General features: G+C 63.2%; 12 protein-coding genes. 3 read left to right on the top strand and 9 right to left on the bottom strand.

The window, feature by feature from the left end; genetic code table 11:
* Nucleotides 1–718: 718 nt before the first annotated feature.
* A complete protein-coding gene (locus tag EF294_RS18400) occupies nucleotides 719–2,521 on the top strand; it encodes an AIPR family protein (RefSeq protein WP_123932405.1) in 1,803 nt (600 codons plus the stop codon).
* A gap of 328 nt (nucleotides 2,522–2,849) precedes the next feature.
* On the opposite strand, the gene EF294_RS18395 is transcribed toward EF294_RS18400, so the two are convergent.
* The 5 genes from EF294_RS18395 to EF294_RS21575 form a co-directional block, all read right to left on the bottom strand.
* Nucleotides 2,850–4,295, bottom strand: coding sequence for a hypothetical protein (locus EF294_RS18395; protein WP_148083267.1), 1,446 nt, complete (start codon nucleotides 4,293–4,295; stop codon nucleotides 2,850–2,852).
* A gap of 1,721 nt (nucleotides 4,296–6,016) precedes the next feature.
* Nucleotides 6,017–6,199 carry a hypothetical protein gene (locus tag EF294_RS18390; RefSeq protein ID WP_246007945.1) on the bottom strand — a complete coding sequence of 61 codons (183 nt, stop codon included), beginning with the start codon at nucleotides 6,197–6,199 and terminating at the stop codon, nucleotides 6,017–6,019.
* Nucleotides 6,200–6,302: 103 nt separating this feature from the next.
* Nucleotides 6,303–7,889 carry a hypothetical protein gene (locus tag EF294_RS18385; RefSeq protein ID WP_123932403.1) on the bottom strand — a complete coding sequence of 529 codons (1,587 nt, stop codon included), beginning with the start codon at nucleotides 7,887–7,889 and terminating at the stop codon, nucleotides 6,303–6,305.
* Between the two features lie 310 nt (nucleotides 7,890–8,199).
* Nucleotides 8,200–8,391, bottom strand: a complete 192-nt coding sequence (locus EF294_RS18380) for a hypothetical protein (protein ID WP_123932402.1) — start codon at nucleotides 8,389–8,391, stop codon at nucleotides 8,200–8,202.
* 312 nt (nucleotides 8,392–8,703) lie between these two features.
* A complete protein-coding gene (locus tag EF294_RS21575; protein ID WP_185091148.1) occupies nucleotides 8,704–8,841 on the bottom strand; it encodes a hypothetical protein in 138 nt (45 codons plus the stop codon).
* 1,018 nt (nucleotides 8,842–9,859) lie between these two features.
* On the opposite strand from EF294_RS21575, the gene EF294_RS22265 reads away from it, so the two are divergent.
* Nucleotides 9,860–10,267: a hypothetical protein gene (locus tag EF294_RS22265; protein ID WP_246007944.1), complete on the top strand. Its 408-nt coding sequence runs from the start codon at nucleotides 9,860–9,862 to the stop codon at nucleotides 10,265–10,267.
* Between the two features lie 22 nt (nucleotides 10,268–10,289).
* Here the strand turns inward: EF294_RS22265 and EF294_RS18365 are convergent, their stop codons facing one another.
* Complete coding sequence (locus tag EF294_RS18365; RefSeq protein ID WP_123932401.1) at nucleotides 10,290–11,573, bottom strand: DNA polymerase III subunit delta'; 1,284 nt, start codon at nucleotides 11,571–11,573, stop codon at nucleotides 10,290–10,292.
* Between the two features lie 170 nt (nucleotides 11,574–11,743).
* Here EF294_RS18365 and EF294_RS18360 point away from each other — a divergent pair, with 170 nt between their 5' ends.
* Entirely contained in the window at nucleotides 11,744–13,228 is a 1,485-nt protein-coding gene (locus tag EF294_RS18360; protein ID WP_246007947.1) for an adenylate/guanylate cyclase domain-containing protein, read from the top strand.
* Nucleotides 13,229–13,282: 54 nt separating this feature from the next.
* Here the strand turns inward: EF294_RS18360 and topA are convergent, their stop codons facing one another.
* From topA to EF294_RS18345, 3 genes are all read right to left on the bottom strand, one after another.
* A complete protein-coding gene (topA, locus tag EF294_RS18355) occupies nucleotides 13,283–16,489 on the bottom strand; it encodes a type I DNA topoisomerase (RefSeq protein ID WP_123932399.1) in 3,207 nt (1,068 codons plus the stop codon).
* A gap of 258 nt (nucleotides 16,490–16,747) precedes the next feature.
* A complete protein-coding gene (locus tag EF294_RS18350) occupies nucleotides 16,748–17,341 on the bottom strand; it encodes a hypothetical protein (protein WP_123932398.1) in 594 nt (197 codons plus the stop codon).
* Nucleotides 17,342–17,499: 158 nt separating this feature from the next.
* On the bottom strand, nucleotides 17,500–17,703 hold the full coding sequence (locus EF294_RS18345; protein ID WP_004022110.1) for a cold-shock protein: 204 nt from the start codon (nucleotides 17,701–17,703) through the stop codon (nucleotides 17,500–17,502).
* Between the last annotated feature and the right edge of the window lie 176 nt (nucleotides 17,704–17,879).

Genomic DNA, 17,879 nt, shown 5'->3' with positions numbered 1-17,879 from the left:
ACTTTCGAACAGAACATGATCGACAAGGCGGCGAGAAAGCCCGCTTAGCCGGTGTCCGGGAAACGGGGTCAACCTCACCTGGAGGAGTCTCGATCTCCCACCAAAGCCTGCCGCCCGGCCCGTACGCGTCCGGTCCCCAGTTCTCAGCCATAGCCACGATGCTGACACACCGCGCTTCCCCCGTGCGGCATACCGTTCAACTGCTTCGTCGCCTACCGGAATGCGATTGGCGCAGGCCCACCGTCGACCACGGCTTCCGCGCGCTACGCAGCACTCCGGTCGAAGTGCCGCCAAGTTGGCCTTCATCGCGCGTGATACGGGGTCGAAAAGTGCCGTCGTGGCTCCCGTCATCCGGCCCAACAGACCCACAAAGGTAGGTCAGCTCTCGAACGGTCCGAAAGGCTACTGTCTGTCACACCACCACACTAGGGTCAACCCCACAGGCGCCGACAACCGCTCGATAGCCTCGGGACTGAGGGGAGCAACCAGTTAGATGAGCGTTGACCAGTCCGCAATCCAATCCATGGGGGAGGTATCTCACCTGGAACGCAGCGATCACCGATATCGTCACAGGGAAACCTCCGACCCGCGGCCGCGCCTGACTACACTAACTCGTCGCTACCAGGGTTCCTGCAGACGTCCGCACACAGGGAAATCGTAGCTGTTGTAGCATATTTCTAGACCAAAATCAGAACAATGAGGGGTTAAATTGGATACAATGACCGCGAGAAAAGTACGATCATTCGCGCGAGATCACGGTCTAACCGGTATCGACAGCAAACTTTTCGAGTTCTATGTCGCGTACCTCTATCTCAATAGATACGTCTCTGCAGATATTCGCATACTAGATGACATCGTTACCGGCGGTGGCGATGACGGCGGAATCGATGTCGCCGCAGTCGTTATCAATGGAACCGTGGTCACTGATGCCAGCGATATTGCAGACCTGCTAAATGACGGATCTGAGAATTCGGTTTACATAACACTCATTCAGGCAAAGACCAGCGAGAAATACGATACAAAACTCATTTCTAAATTCCTGCACGGCGTTGAGCAAATAGCCGAGTACACCGCAAACGGCGGCGATACGACCAATCTCCCAATTGGCTTGAGTCAAACTGCGATGGTCGTAGATGAGGTTCTCAACAATATCACTAGGTTCAATACTCCCCGCATACCCGCAGAGCTGTTCTATGTCACCAACAGCAAGACGTCCACCGACGTTGAAGCTCTCGGTGAGACCCAAGTCTTGGCGGCATTGCGTCGGCTTCAGCGTCACGCAATCTTTCCCGACGATATCACTTGCATTCTTCAAGGAAAAAATGACCGCGAAGAGCGGGAAAGTACACTTAGCGGGCCGCAGGACGTGACCTTTCGCTTTCCAGGAGCGCAGCCTATCACCGAAACGATGGGTATAGACCAAGCTTATATCGGCGTTGCGCAGGCGGACCAGCTACTTAACGTCATATGCAATGACAGCGGCAGAGTTCGTGACGGAGTGCTGAAGGAAAATGTCCGGACATATCAAGGAGACGCAAATCCGGTAAACCGCGAAATATATTCTACGCTACTATCGGAGGATGTTGAGTTATTTCCCTTCCTAAATAACGGACTAACTATAATCGCCCGAAAGCTGAACAACGCCGGCGGACGCATCACGATCTCTAGCTATCAGATAGTTAACGGAGGACAGACAAGCCATCAACTCGCACGATGGGCCGAACATCTCCGGGATACCGTGGGCAAAGAGAATGCGATGAGAGAACTCGCAAAGGTCGCGGTACCTATCAAGCTCATATCAACAACGAGTTCGGAGATATTTAGCCGAGTCTCCGTGGCCACAAATTTGCAGTCCGCCATCTCCGAAACCGACATTCAATCCAGCAAAAAGCATGCACAAGACGTCGAGCTGTACTTCGCTCAATCAGGCCCGGATGGTCTACGATATGCCCGGCAGAACGGCACCGACCTATCCGATCTGGACGTACCAGGACTGAGGGTTGTGACAACTTCGGATCTGGATCGTGCTGTCGCCGCGTGCATATTCGGAGAGTCATCCACGTCCATCGGATCACCCAAATCACTATACGGGAAGAGTTCATTCATATGGAACAATCATCCTGTGGACGTCTACTACTTTTCCGCGCTAATAGTTTATCGGATTGAGAGCCTATTTCGCCGATCGGCGCGCGACGATTCCATACAGCTCGTTAAGGCAGCCAAGTATCACCTTGCAATGATGACAGCGGGACTTCTCATTCCTGAGCTAGTTTCAGTCTTTGAAGAAGAAAAGGAGCCTACCGATAAGGATATCGATACAGCCGCACGGGAGATTGAGCGCGCTGTTGCAAAGTCGGATTTGAGCGACTCAATCGATAATTGTGTCGCCATAGCCATTAAATCGCTCCTTCAACACTTCGCAGCACAAGTGAAAATCGGAAAGCCGTTGGTTAAAGATGACGTGCGCAACAAGTCTGTGGAAACAGAACTTCACAACATGTTTTTTCATCCTAATGAATAGCTCTTACGGTCCAATATGAAAACATCATATGGCCATCAGCATTCGTGCCCTACCTCCTAGATTCTTCCCAGATGAAACAGATTGAGGCCAGTTCAAGAATCCGATGCCTAGAACGACACACTCCACGCACGTAGACGCGTAGAACCGTGCCATTGCCGCGCACGCGTCCTTGCCGCGATCGCGCCTGGCGCTATACGCCTCGATAGCCACGCCGCAATCTGTCGAACAGCTGCTGCTGAGGGTGTTAGTTCGACCTGAAGAGTTGACGAAGAACTTGCAAGTTTCATCCCAATAGCCCTGCGTCCAAATGGATTAGGCGGCTACGTGCTCATTCAGTGTTCTTGGCCCGAGATCCGTGAGTTAACTCGATACGTCGATTTTGCATCCAAACTGAGAGTTCATTCGGGTCTGGATCCTCCGCGGCCTCGAGCAGTTCAGCGAGCCAGGACGGTCTGAATGCCAGCTTTCCGTACCACTCGCTTGCCGCAATCTCGCCGAGATGATAACCGCCCAGTCCCTCGCCGACGATGTCGTCGTCTGCGCGCTCTCGACCGCGTGCGTCCAGAATCATGTTCCAGCGAACCGAGCGTTCTGTCAGAGCCGCTTGCCGATGCGTCCACACCAATTGGCGCCGACGTTGTGATCCCTGCTCCCAAACCCACCACAGGTTCCATCGACCAGGCGGCACCGCAGCCCGTACCTCTGCGGTATCCATGTCGACGACGAGGAACTCTGACTCGTCGGCAACGACCTTCCAATGTCGCGGTGTTCGAATACCCCAAGCGCGCATGGAGACGCTCTCGCTGAGGTCATACAGCAATTCGAACGGGGTCTGATTTCGTCCCCGTCCGGCCTTCGTTACCAAACCGAGCGCGGCCTCCTCCCCCATCTTCGCCGCAACATCGTATGTCGACTTCGAGAGGTAGCGGGCGATGTAGTCCGCACCATCATCGGTGACTTGCCGGAGGTCGACGCCAACCGCGCCGCAGTTGAGGTCTTTCTTTACCAGTCCGCGACGCCACTGCCCTGACACGCGTGCACCGAACGCAACACGCCCCCACCAGCCCACCTCTGGGACAGAAGTTGCGCCAGTCAACTCTCTGATTAGCCCCTTCCAGTCTTCCGTCAACGCACTCGCCATCGACCGCTCGACGCAGTACACAAGGACATGAGCGTGGAGGTGCCAACCGGCGACGCCGTACGTGCATTCCACGGTCCGTGACAGGCCAGCCACCTGGAATCGATCGGCGTCGCCCATAACTGCGGGACGGAAGTACCCACGCTTGGCCGTGACCCGAGCTTCCCGACCAGTCCACAGCTCACTCCCAAACGTCGCTCGCCAGCCGGAAGTGAGCCCTTCCCAGAGGTCTTCCAGGCGCTGCTCACGGTCATGACGCATTGTCAGCGTCAGCATGTAGACCGAACCGCCCAAACGAATGGCTTCACGCACTGCGTTCCCGATCTCAACTGCTCGACGGCTAGCGATTACAGCAGCGCAGCGCGGGCACGCCCAGACCGAACCGCAGGTTGCGAGATTTCCAAAGCCAGCCACATTCGACCCGTTAGGCCCCGGACTCACCTTCACCGTCACGCCCATGTCGGCGCGACGATCCGGCCCGTCACCGTGAATCAGTCGGCCGCAGCAGCGGACCGACTTCAACGACGAAGCCTCCCAGAGCATCGCTCTCGCGCCGAACCGGACGCGACGCCGCTCCACACGGCTCAGACCAAGATACGAGTCCTCGTCACCGTCGCTGACCTGGTGTGCCAGCACTAATTCTGAGTAGTTACCAAGGGGGCCGCCTTCGGCGGCCTCGGCCGCATCTCGCTGCGCGCGGCCGCAAGCGGCCGTGCTCGCTCGCCCGGCCTCCACGCCCAAACGCTCCCCGTCAGCACTCGTTGTGCTCCCTTGAGACTCAGACACTGCGTACCTTCCAGTCACATCCAACCAGGTTCATTGAGTCCATTTCAGGACCGCATCCGAGACACGAGCCGTGTCGGCGTGGTGTCGGTACTCAGACCCACGCCCGTGCTCCACCGTGTCTACCGATGTCCCTAAATGCCTGGTCACCGGCAGACAGGTGACCGTCACCTGGCCACAGGATTATTCTCGTAATGAATAGGTCAGGGGTTCGATTCCCCTGGGCGGCTCGGAAAGGGCCAGGTAGATAGCGGTTCCAGACCGCGTCACCTGGCCTTCACTGTCCAGGGCACAGATACAGCAAGCAATTTCGCCAGCTTGTCAAGGGCGCCGCGCGTGTCTGGCGCATCGACGGACCTCTCAACCATGACCACTCGGTCACCGCGGCCCCCCAGTGGTCGTGGTCGAGCGCGAGCTCTGCGTCGGCGCCGCCTCGGTCCAGCTTGACCCAGGGGTAGCCCTCGCCGCGAGCCTTTCGCCATGCAGTCCCGCCAGTGGACTTTCCACCCTCCAGGACCGACGAGCGCGTCGACCACACGACCCTCACCCACGAACAGGTGCGGAGTCGTCGTCATGGTCGCCCAGGGTCAGCGACGCACCTTCGCGGCCCAACGGCGCCGAGTAGCCCGCGAACGAGCAACCTCGGCCTCGCGCTTCTGGCGAGCCCGACGAAGATCAGAGCAATCCCGCCGTGGAACCTCGGGATAGTCGGGAATGACATTGGACCCGGGAACGAGCTGGATCGCAGTCAGGAACACGCACTGACCCAACCACCACACCCACGCTCCGACCAGGCGCGGCGTAGACCTCCGCTCGGGAATCTCACTCACGCGCCGACCATAGACACCTCTAAAGGAGATCTGGACACCCCCAACCGAAACTCCGGCCAGGTAGTCCCGATTTCACTTTCTCCCCGCGGGCGGCCACACAGCCAGGCGCCCAGAATTTCGTGCAGATTACCGACGTAGTCCCGACTTCGACGACTTCACCATCCGCTCGCGGATGCCACTGGCGGGTCCCCGATAACCGGTCCAGGCAGTTCTGGAGCCGGCTCATACTTGTAGTCGATCAGCCGATCTCGCAGCCCGCGGGGTGATGCCGCTGGGCGCATCCGGCAGCCTACTCGGCCGGGGTCTGGTGGCTCGGTGCCGAATGCCGGTGTCGGTGGTTGTGGTGATCTCTTAAGTCGCCGATGACCGCCCGGGCCTCCAGCAGGGGGCCAGCAGTCGCTGGGGATCTCCCGCAGTGCATCCTTCGCCAACTCCGCGTCGGCGAGCAACCGCTGGAGCCGGCTTTCCTGATCGCGCAGCTCGTTGAGTTCTCCGCGGCGTCGCCGCCCATGCCGTACTGGCGGCGCCAGTTGTACAACGTGACTGCCGACACCTCGAGGCCGGCGGCGATCTCCTCGCCGGGGCGGTGTCACACCCTAGAAGCAACGGCAGTCGAAAAGTGCTGGTGGACAGAGGTTGTGGTGGGGCGGAGGTTCTAGGCAGTGGACAATCGGGCCGAGATCGCGATCGGGGTGAAGGCGGCTGGACGATCACTGAGATCGCGGCGCATGTCGGTCGGTGTACTCACGAGAGGTCCGCCGCAACTCCAGTGGATGCCCCTATCGACTGTCCGGTACGACCGTGCACGTCACCCCGCCGACGCGCACGCAACGCCGAACTCGCCACGTCCCACACCGCGAACACGACCACGGTGACGACGGCGAAGACCACGTCCTGCACCGAAACCCTGATGCGTGAACGTCGCATCGGTGATCGTCACCTCGACAGACAACATCATCGGCGCCGCGACAGTTCTTCGAAGGTTCCCCGGCGTTGGTTCAGCGACGGTCGTAAGACATCGCGCGAGCGGTCACGCCGCGGGCTGCCGCTGATTGCTCGCAGTGGAGGCACCGGTGGTGCCGCCTGTCGTCGCGGACCCTGCCTCCGGCGAGCTCGACGGCGTCGTCGAGGACGAGTCGTCGGTGGTCGGTGTCGGGTTTGCTGCAGCCTGATCGCCGGTGGCACCGCCTGCTTGATCACCGGCACCCGACTGCCCTGACGGGATCGTTACGACGGGCGCGGGGGTCGGCGTGTCGTGGTGCGGTGCAGGCTGATCCGTATCCGTCGAGCCGGTGGCAGCAGTGGCCTGGCCGGGCGTGGGAGTGGCCGCCGGGTTGGTCGAGGCGGGCGTACCTGAGTCCTGTCCCCCATCTCCGGCGTCACTGGTCGCGGGATTCGCGGTGGACGCGTCGGTGGTCGGGGCGTCGGCCGCCGACACGCTCATCAGCTCCGGCTGCGCCGAGCGCAACGCCGACACCGGGACCGTCGCGCTCGTCGGCGACGGAGAGGTCAGGCTGCCGGTGTTGAACGCCGGGATGGTGAACAGATCGAAGACGTTGAACGACGAGACGTCGAGGGTCGGGATGATCTGCTGCAGCGATGTCGGGGTGCCAAGCGTCAGGGAGGGCACACTCAGGTAGTTGACGTAGTCGGGGCCGTTGGTGCCGTGTGTCTGCGCGGTGCCGGAGAACACCACGAACTGCGAACCGAGCCACGCGATCGTGATCGGCCCCGAGTATCCGTAATCGCTGGTGAGCGCGAGATTCTCCGGCCCATTCAGACTAAGGCGGAGGAAGTCCTTGGTGACGTAGATGGGATCGCCGGAAATCGCCTGGGCGAGGATGTCGAGCAACTGATTCTGATCGGTCAGCAAGGTCAGCACCGAGAGCGGATTGGTCAGTGCAAGTTGCACTTCCCCGGACTGCTGGCCATCGGAGACCTTGATGTAACGAGCATCGATGGTGGCGGCAATGTTCAGACACGAACCCGCGGTCTTCGAGTTCGCGGCCGCCAAGGCGCCGAGACAGAAGACTGTGTCATCGGGCAGGTCGGCGCGGTCGATGCCGGCCAGTTCCGCAAGATCCCCGAGGGTGACCGGATTGGGATTGATGACCGGAATCTCAGGGATCAGGACCAGATCCCAGATGTCGTTGACGGTGGAAGTAATGCCATCGGTGGCTAGCGCAACACCCAGAATTGACAGCGCTGCTGCGCTGGTACCCGCGCCGAGCGGGATTGCAGCGGCCACGCCGGGAAGAATCGCGATCGCCAGTTCGTTGCCGAACTGCACGCCAAGCGCTGCCAGTCCATCACGGATCAGGCTGGAGTCGACGCCAAGCAAACTAGCCAATTGATCGATCAGGTAGTTCGGCCCCAACGCGACGCCACCGCCGATGCTCTGACTCTCGATCCCCAACGCCGCGATCACCTGGTCCAGGGTCGCCGTCGACCAGTCGTGGATACTCGCCAGACCGCTGGTCACCTGCGGAATCGAGGCCTGCGCCTGGCCGTCGCCGAAGGCCAGACCGGCCGTCAGAGTGGCCGACGCCGCGAGGGCGGTGGCACCCAAAGCCACACGGCGGGTCGCGGGTTCACGTACCAGGCTGTGTCTTCCCATGGATCGGCTCCTTCAATCCGGTGTGCGATATGGAGAAGGAGCCCCCGACTTCCCCGTCGTGCACCGAAGACACTAATCCGGATAAACCGCCCGTACGTGCCGATTAGCAGAATTCTCTCAGGATCGTCCGGACGGGGCCATCGAACGAAAACTGCTGGTGAAAGCCAGCTGCGACCGACCTCTCCCAGGGTCCGGCCACAGAGGATTCAGTACCTCCTCAAGAATCCCCCCAGCGTGTGCTGGTAGATCCACTGATGCGCCTAGATGGTGGTAACGAACAGGTCGGCCGAGACCGACACGGGGGCGCTACCTACTTCGGCCCGTCGACCGGCGACCCGCCACCTTCGGTGTCGTCGGCGGTGGCGGTGACGTTGTCGTCCTCGTCCTCGTCCTTGGCCAGCGGGTCATAGCCGGGGACGCCCTCGAGCACGGTGAGTTCGTTGCCGATCGCGGCCTCGACCGCCTTGGCCTCGTCCTTGATCTTCTTGATGAACTCGGACATGTCGTCACTCCTCGTCACAGTTCGCCCGGGCCGCGGCGCACCGAGCAGAGTTTCAGGGTATCCGAGCACGCCCGGTGGGCGGATTGGGACGCCGGGTCGATGAGAAATGGCGCCTTCTCGATGGTCGTTGTTGGTCCGGCGTGGTGGATGCGCATTCGGATGGATCTCAAGACCTGTTGCGGTGGCAATTGTTCCGACACACATGCGGCCGGATACGCACCAGCGCAGTGGGTCTCGAGGCTCCATAGTTCCCACTCCTCCGCGCCTCGCTCATCGGGATGGTCGGAGTCGAGTGGGATCGACTGGGCGGACTCAGGCCCCCATCAGGGTCGGGTCCTCCTCGCAGATCTCCGTGACAAGGGACAAGTCGAAAGGTCTGCTCGGGCGTGATCGGGTAGACCTCGCCTTGGCGAGGGTGTCGATCTTCTTGGCGATCAACGCGTCGGTCATGGTGAGCAACCCATTGGCTCGGTGACATCTCAGACGCCGAGGATGTTCTGGACGATCGCCTCCTCAACCTGTTTGACCTCGTCGAGTCGGAGATCATTGCCGTACTTGGTGACAGCGAGCTCCCGAGCCCGCGGGATCGGCGACGTCGTACTGCCCCTAGATGTCGGCCTTGAGGACAGCCTTCAGTCTTGTCGCACTCGTTGTCGATGGTCTCCTGGCGCGCGACGAGGGTTTCGGTGACGCGCGGAAGATTGAAGTCCGCACAGAGAAGCGCCATGTCCTCGAAACCCTACTCGGCCAGCGTGATCGGCTCATTGGCGATGTTGGCGACCCAGCCGTCGCCGCACCTTTGGCCAGCGGGGTGGGAGCGTAGTGCACGGTGGTCTTCTGGACGTCGGATTCGGTGAGCCATTCGCGGTGAGCAGCGCCTGGGAGACAATCTCGTTGCAGGCGTGCACACCGATCTTCCTACCCTTCATCCCTTGCGGGCTGGTGCTCGGCTTGGCCGCCGAGGAGACGTGCAGAACGAATTTTCCTCTGGAAGTACGCCACAGCAATGGTTTTCACCTTCGCCCCCCTGCACGATGACCGGAGTGGTCATGCCGATCCGCACCGTGTTTGACGTCTGACCCGTTTCCACCCCGGCACCCGCCCCACCTGAGGGATGTCACCGGCCTGCCGGGCACCACGCCAGCACCGCGGCGGGGCCCCAAGAGCGACAGGAACTCCCCTGCTGAGGTCTTCAGGTCGACCTCGGCGACCGCAGTCACCGTCGCCGATCTGCCGAGTGCCCGCGTGGTGCATTCCTCGGCGAGTTCGGCGATGTCGCGTCCGGTGCCGGCCAGGCGCGGCGTGGCGGGAACCATGCGACGGCTCAACAGGAAGATCTCGATTCTTGTCGGGTTACCGACAAGAAGCCGAGTTCGTCCACCTGAACGACACACGCACCGTACTCGGGTCCACGTGCCCTAGCGTATGAGCCGTCGACGCACAGGGAATCGGTAGGAGGAGAATGACCATGAACGCACCGCAGCACTATCCGGGTCAGCCGTATCCGCAACAGCTGCACGCCGGTCCGCCACAGCCGTACCCGTACCCGCAGCCGTACCCACAGCAACAGAATGCCGGGCCGTACCCGGTTCAGCCCCACCCGCCGGGCGCGTACCGCGCAGCACCGACGGGCGCGTACCGCGCAGTCTTCAAGCGGCACACCGGGATGGTGGTCTTGGCTCTGACCAACCCCACACAGACGATCGGCACGTGGCCCGAGATCCGCAAGGCCTTCTGGGCGGCACAGACGCACTGCCTCACGCTGGGATGGTGGGGCATCATCTCGTGTCTCGTCTACAACTGGATCGCGATCTTCGGCAACATCGCCGAACTCAACCGGGTCCGCGAACTCGCCAAGCGCAACGGCGACGCCTGAGCGAAGGTCCGATCGCGCGGACTCACACCCGATCGGTCGCGCGCATCGCCAGCCCGATCCGTGCGACCATCGCGTCGACGGCGAACTTCGGTTTGACGTTGGCCTCAAGCGCCTCGCGGCACTCGAGCACCGCCTGCACGCATCGCAACAGTTGTTCGGGACTGGCATACGAGGCCATCGGCCGTGTGGTGTCGTGGGTCTTATCGGGGTGCATCGCGGTCACCTGGGCGCCCATCGACAGCACCAGCGCGTCACGATAGAGGGCGGCAAGATCGACCAGCGCCCGATCGAGGACGTCACGACCGACCCGGGTGGCGCGAGACTTCTGGCGCCGCTCCAGTTCTTTGAGCGCCCCGGCACTCCCGCGTGATGCACGGGCGGTGCCCTTGCCGGTCCCCCCGGCCCCCAGGGCGGTCTTGAGTTCCTCGGTCTCGGCCTCATCGAGTTCGGCACTGATCGCCTTGGCCGCGGTCTCGGCCGAGCGCACAAGATCCTCGGCCGCTTTGTACGCAGTCGAGTCGCGGGTCGCCGCCCGCGCGATCCCGAGCGCCGATTCCCGTTGCGCCCGGGCATCCGGGTCGGTGGCCAGCCGTTTCGCGCGGCCGATGTGGCCGCCACAGACCGATGCCGCCCAGCGGGCCGCCTCGGCGTCGATGCCGTCGCGATCGACGAGAACGCGCTCGATGTCGGCGGTCGACGGCGTGGTCAAGGCGATGTGACGGCACCGCGAGCGCAGCGTGACCGAGATGTCTTCGGGGTCGACTGACGGGGCGCACAACAGGAATACCGTCCGCGACGGAGGTTCCTCGACGACCTTCAGGAGGGCGTTCGCGGCCTGCTCGGTGAGCCGATCGGCGTCCTCGACGATCACGATCTGCCAGCGGCCCGTGCCCGGACGTCGCGAGGCGACCTGCACGATCTCCCGCATCGAGTCCACCGACAGGCTCAATCCCTGCGGCACGATGTTGCGTACGTCGGCGTGGGTCTGCGCCATCACCGTCGAACAGGCGCGGCACTCGCCGCAACCGATGACCTCGGGGTCCTGACATTGCAGTGCCGCCGCGAAACAGGTCGCGGCCACCGACCGGCCGCTGCCAGGCGGTCCGGTGAACAACCAGGCGTGGGTCATCGACGACCGGGCTGGATCCCCGAGATCGTCGTCACCGTCGGCCTCGCCGAACATCGACACAGCGCCCGCGGCGTGCTCGTCGAGTCGATTCGCCAGGCCCCGTGCCGCGCGAGCGGCATCACTCAGGTCGGCGATCACCGCCGTCTGCCCGATCATCCGATCGAAGACATTTGTCACACCCTCACCCTAAACCGCATGTCGGACACGTTCGATCCATCGACCGCGTTTAACAATTGCAAGCAGCCAGCTACCGTGGTGACGTGATTAAGCGTCGGTCGTGGGTGTCACAAGCCCTACACACGGGGAAGTGGCTGATCCGCACCCCGTGGCCGATTCTTGCGCTCGACATGCTGCGCGCCAACCTGGTCGGTGCGTTGTTCACCTTCGCCTTCCTGCGGTTCGGGATGCCCGCGAGCGACTCGTTCCGCTTCGACGAGATCAACACCCTCAACCAGGCGATCTTCGCCGCCTATCTCGTGGTCGCCATGATTCTCGGCGCGGTTCTCAGTATCCAGCTGTCGTTGCCGGTGCTGATCTGGCATCGGCGCCGCACCCGCCTGGACAACGAAGGCGCCCGCCGGCGCGCGTTACAGCTGCCGATGCTTCTCTCAGCGGTCAACGTCGGCATGTGGCTAGTCGGCGGCATCCTGTTCACCTGCGTGAATCTGGCTGTCTCGCACCGGGATGCGTTCATCGTCGCGATGGCCAGCTTCATCGGTGCACTGGTGACCTGCGTGCTGAGCTTCCTGCAATTCGAGAAGGTGCTGCGACCCATCACCGTCGCGGCAATGGCCAACAACCCCGACAACGCGATCGCACCAGGGGTCACCACCCGCATCACCGTGTTCTGGGTGATCAGTGTGGTCGCCCCGATGCTGGTCATCGTCGGCCTGATCACGATGCAGCGGCTGAAATTCATCGAGACCGACGCCGCCGGGCTGCAACGGCCGATCCTGTGGATGGCGTTGGCGTCCTTGGCTTTCAGCCTGCTCGCGATCGTGCGGGTGGTCACGGCGATCAACGACCCAATCAAACAGTTGCGCCGCGCACAGTCGAAGGTGTCCGCAGGTGATCTCAACGCCGCGGTGAAAATCTACGACGGCTCCGACCTCGGCCTGCTGCAGGCCGGATTCAACGACATGGTGGCTGATCTGCGCGAACGCCAGCAGTTGCGCAATCTGTTCGGCCGCTACGTCGGTGAGGACGTCGCGCGCCGCGCCATCGAGATCGGCACGGAACTCGGCGGCGAGGAACGCTATGTAGGAGTGCTGTTCGTCGACATCGTCGGCTCGACACGCCTAGCAGTGAACCGCCCCCCGCGGGAGGTCGTCGACATGCTCAACGAGTTCTTCCGCGTTGTGGTGGCGGTGGTCGGGCGACACGGCGGCTTCGTGAACAAATTCCAGGGTGATGCCGCGCTCGCAATCTTCGGTGCGCCCCTGGACCTGGAAGACTTCGCCGGTCGCGCACTGGCATCGGCACGCGAGCTGCGCATCGAGCTGTACCGGACGCTCGGCGACACCGACATCGGGATCGGGGTGTCGGCGGGCAAGGCTATCGCCGGCCACATCGGGTCCGAACAGCGCCTGGAGTACACCGTGATCGGTGACCCGGTCAACGAGGCCGCGCGCCTCACCGAGCTCGCCAAGGACGAGCCGACACGTGTGCTCGGGTCTGCGCGAGCGGTGTTCCTGGCCTCGCACGATGAGGCCGAGTACTGGGAGATCGGTGAAGGCGTAGAACTGCGCGGACGCGGCATCGAGACCTTGCTGGCGCGCCCGCAGGTCGACCCGATGAACACCAGCCCGATCCCCGTCACCGCGGTGCGCTGAGCAGCCTCGATTCAGCACGCGTAGATCCGCCGGCCGGGGCCGGATTCGGACCCCTCAGTCCCCCGATGCGCCAGGGGCCGACTTTTTGGCAGCCGTCTTGTTGGCACCCGTCTTCTTGGCTGCTGTCTTCTTGGCTGCTGTCTTCTTGGCTGCCGTCTTCTTGGCTGCCGTCTTCTTGGCAGGCGTCTTCTTGGCTGCTGACTTCTTGGCAGGCGTCTTCTTCGCGGCCTTCTTGGTTGCCTTCTTGGCGGGTCCGCGCGCGCGACGGTCCGCTAGCAATTCCATCGCCCGCTCGGGGGTGATAGAGGCCACCTCGTCGCCCTTGCGCAGGCTGGCGTTGGTCTCGCCGTCGGTGACGTACGGGCCGAAACGGCCGTCCTTGATCACCATCGGCTGCCCACTCACCTCGTCATTCTTGCCCAATTCACGCAGCGGCGGAGCGGCAGCGGCCCGGCCTCGACGCTTGGGCTCGGAGTAGATCGTGAGGGCCTCGTCGAGAGTGATGCTGAACAACTGATCTTCGCTGGTCAGCGACCGCGAGTCGGTACCCTTCTTCAGGTACGGGCCGTAGCGGCCGTTCTGGGCGGTGATCTCCTCGTTCGACGCCGGATCGACACCGACCACGCGCGGCAACGACAGCAGCTTCAGCGCGTCGTCGAGCGTGACGGTGGAAATGTCCATGGTCTTGAACAACGATCCGGTCCGCGGCTTGGGGCCCGCAGCCTTCTTGGCGGTCTTCTTCGCAGCGGTCCTCTTGGCGACAGCCTTCTTGACGGCGGTCTTGGTGGCCGTCGAACCACCAGAGGCCGATCCGCCCGTGCCGGCCGGCGTGTCGTCGAGCGGGACGACCTCACCGTCACCGGCGCCACCGCCGTCACGCGGGGTGGGCCCGGCCGGGATCGTCGCCGGCGCGCCGGCCGAGCCGGAATCGTCACCATCGTCTTCGGCGGGCAGGATCTCGGTCACGTACGGGCCAAATCTACCCTCCTTGACCACGATGTCGTTCCCGGTCACCGGGTCGGTGCCGAGTATGCGTCCCTCCTGCGGCGTGGAGAACAGCTTCTCCGCCACGGCGAGGGTGAGCTCGTCAGGAGTCATGTCGGCGGGCAGGTTGGCACGCTGCAGGTCCGGTTCCGCGTCGGCGCTCGCTGCGACGTTACGTTCGAGGTACGGACCGAATCGTCCAACGCGCACACAGACCGGTCGACCCTGCTCGTCGTCGAACAGCCGGATCGAGTTGACCTCGCGGGCGTCGATCTCCTCGAGGTTGACCCCGACGAGCTTCTTCAACCCCCCGTGCTTGGCGATTTCCGAGCCGGCCACATTCGGCCCGCTCGCTCCGCTCCCGGCGCCAGCCACATTCGGCCCGCTCGCTCCGCTCCCGGCGCCAGCCACATTCGGCCCGCTCGCTCCGCTCCCGGCGGCATTCGCGGCCGAATCACCGAAGTAGAACTCGGTGAGCCACCGGGTGCGGTTCTCCTGACCGTTGGCGATCTGGTCGAGATCGTCCTCGAGAGACGCGGTGAAGTCGTAGTCGACGAGGCTCTCGAAGTACGCCTCCAGCAAGCCGACGACGGCGAACGCGATCCACGAGGGCACCAGCGCGTTGCCCTTCTTGACCACATAACCGCGGTCCTGGATGGTGCCGATGATCGAGGCGTAGGTCGACGGGCGACCGATACCGAGTTCCTCGAGTACCTTCACCAGCGACGCCTCGGTGAAGCGGGCGGGGGGGTTGGTGGAGTGGCCGTCGGCACGCAGCTCCGAGGCGGTCAACGACTGGCCCTCGGCCAGCTGCGGCAGGCGGTTCTCGGCATCGTCGGCCTGGCCACCTGCCTGTTCGTCGACCGTCTCGACGTAGGCCGACAAGAAGCCAGGGAAGGTGATTGTGCGCCCCGACGCGGCAAAGGTGCATTCCTCGCCGCTGGAGGCGGTTCCGGTGATGCGCAGGCTCAAGGTGGTGCCCTTGGCGTCGGCCATCTGGCTGGCCACCGTGCGCTGCCAGATCAGTTCGTAGAGACGGAATTCGTCGGTCTCGAGCTGCCCGGCGACCTGGCCGGGCGTGCGGAACGTCTCGCCAGCCGGGCGGATCGCCTCGTGAGCTTCCTGGGCGTTTTTGACCTTGCGCGTGTACTGCCGCGGGGTCGGGTGGACGAAGTTGTCGCCATACAGCTCTCGCGCCTGCGTGCGAGCGGCGTTGATGGCCGACTCGCTCAGCGTCGTCGAGTCGGTACGCATGTAGGTGATGAAGCCGTTCTCGTAGAGGCGCTGCGCGATGCGCATGGTGCGGTCGGAGGAGAACCGCAACTTGCGGCCGGCTTCCTGCTGCAGCGTCGAGGTCATGAACGGCGCGTACGGTCGTCGGGTGTAGGGCTTCTCCTCGACCGAGGTGACAGTCATGTCGGCGCCGTCAAGGGCGCCGGCCAGCGCGGTGGCCCGGGACTCGTCGAGGACGATGACGCCGTCGACCTTCTTCAGGACACCCTTCGCGGTGAAATCACGGCCGGTTGCGACGCGCGCGTCGTCGACGTTGACCAGGCGCGCGGAGAAGCTGCGTGGATTGGATTCGTCCGCCTGCGACCCGCCGGCGTTCATGGTGGCGTCGATGTCCCAGTATTCCGCGGAGACGAATGCCATGCGCTCTCGTTCACGCTCGACGATGATGCGGGTGGCCACCGACTGCACACGGCCTGCCGACAGCTTCGGCATGACCTTCTTCCAGAGCACCGGGGAGACCTCGTAACCGTAGAGACGGTCCAGAATGCGGCGGGTCTCCTGGGCATCGACGAGATCGATGTCGAGGTCGCGGGGATTCTCCGCGGCCGCGCGGATCGCCGGCTCGGTGATCTCGTGGAACACCATCCGCTTGACCGGGATCTTCGGCTTGAGCGTCTCGAGCAGGTGCCAGGCGATCGCCTCCCCCTCGCGGTCACCGTCGGTGGCGAGATAGAGCTCGTCGACATCGCGCATCAGCGACTTGAGTTCGGTGACCGTCGACTTCTTGTCGGGCGAGACGACATAGAGCGGCTCGAAGTTCTCGTCGACGTTCACACCCAGGCGCGCCCAGGACTGGCCCTTGTACTTGGCCGGGACGTCTGCGGCGCCGCGCGGCAGGTCCCGGATGTGTCCACGGGACGACTCGACCACATAGTTCGCCCCCAGGTACCCGGCGATCTTGCGCGCCTTGGTGGGCGACTCGACGATCACGAGCCGTCGAATCGCTGTGCCGCTCGTAGGGCTTGTGGTGCTGGTCTCGGCCAACGGGGGTCCTTCGCTATCGAGTCGGTCTTCGGGAGGATGATTGTGCCCGGAGCCGCTCTTGTTTCGTTCAGTGGGGTTGTACCTTATATATAGCGCCTATTGCACATCCGAATTCCCGGCAAGGTATACCCGACGGACCGGACATCTCGAATTCTTTCCATGAATTCGCTGGTCGGACGGCTGTGAAGCATGCATCACAGTGCGGCGTCATCGGCGTCACCCGATACCGGGACCCGACGGTCGCGCGCACCTCGACGATCAGCAGCCACCGGGCCATTCGCGGTCCGTCGCACCGGGTGGCGGCGGGCCGACATACTCAGCCAACCGCGTCAGCCGGCGGCGCCCCACCCGCAGCGCAGGCGCACCGATCCGGTTGCCGACCAGGGTCGGCGCGATACCCACCCGCATCAGCGCGGTAGCCAGCACCGAATGCGAGTCCGGGCAGTGCGCATCGAGCCCGAGGAGGTACTGGCCGGTCGGATCGGTGCGGCCGGCTGCCAGCACCCAAAACCGCAACGCATGCGGTGTCGGGACCCACGCGGCGGGCATCGTCTTGACCGCACCCGTCGACCAGCGGAGGTGCAGTTCATCAAGACGCGGACTCGGCGCGGTGCGCGCCAAGGGATTGCCCTCGTCGGACGTGATGACCTCGGCATCGAGCCCGACCGTCTGTACCTGCGCAACGATGGCGTCGGCGCGCCATCGTTGCGCGACGATGACCGACACGCGCGTACCGACGAGGTCCGCCCCGGCATACACCGGCGCCGACTGTCCGGGACCGGCGAGGAGACCCGCCAGATCGTCGATCACCGGTTCGTCGGTCTCCGCCGAGAAAAACGCCAACTGACCCACGGATAGGAGCCTACTGCGCTGCGCGAGGTACCAGCGGCAGCGCCCGCCACACGGGACCCAAACATCAGAGGCCGGACAGAGAAAACCGCTCCCGGTCTGGACGACCCAGACCGGGAGCGGTTAAGACAAACCTCTTCGCGTTGCCGCGAGGTCGCCTATCAGACGGCGCGGACGCCCGTCGCCTGGGGGCCCTTCGTGCCCTGCCCGACCTCGAACTCGACACGCTGGTTCTCTTCGAGGGTGCGGAAACCGGATCCCTGGATCTCGGAGTAGTGGACGAACACGTCGTCGGACCCCTCGTCAGGAGCGATGAAGCCGAAGCCCTTTTCCGCGTTGAACCACTTCACAGTTCCCTGTGCCATTACTGCAATCCTTCACATTCATTCGATCTGACTCCGATACGAGATGTACTCGCACCGTGGCCGGTTCTGACCGCCATACCTCGAAGAAACCCCGATGAACCGAGCACGCGACTCAGGGAGGGAAAAACTCAGTACCACGGCTGCAACCCGATTCCCCCGATCACCGCAGTGACGAT

It is taken from the genome of Gordonia oryzae, assembly GCF_003797185.1.
GTDB lineage: Bacteria > Actinomycetota > Actinomycetes > Mycobacteriales > Mycobacteriaceae > Gordonia > Gordonia oryzae.
Note: the sequence above shows the minus strand (reverse complement) of the source record. Positions and strands in the feature narration are given on the sequence as shown.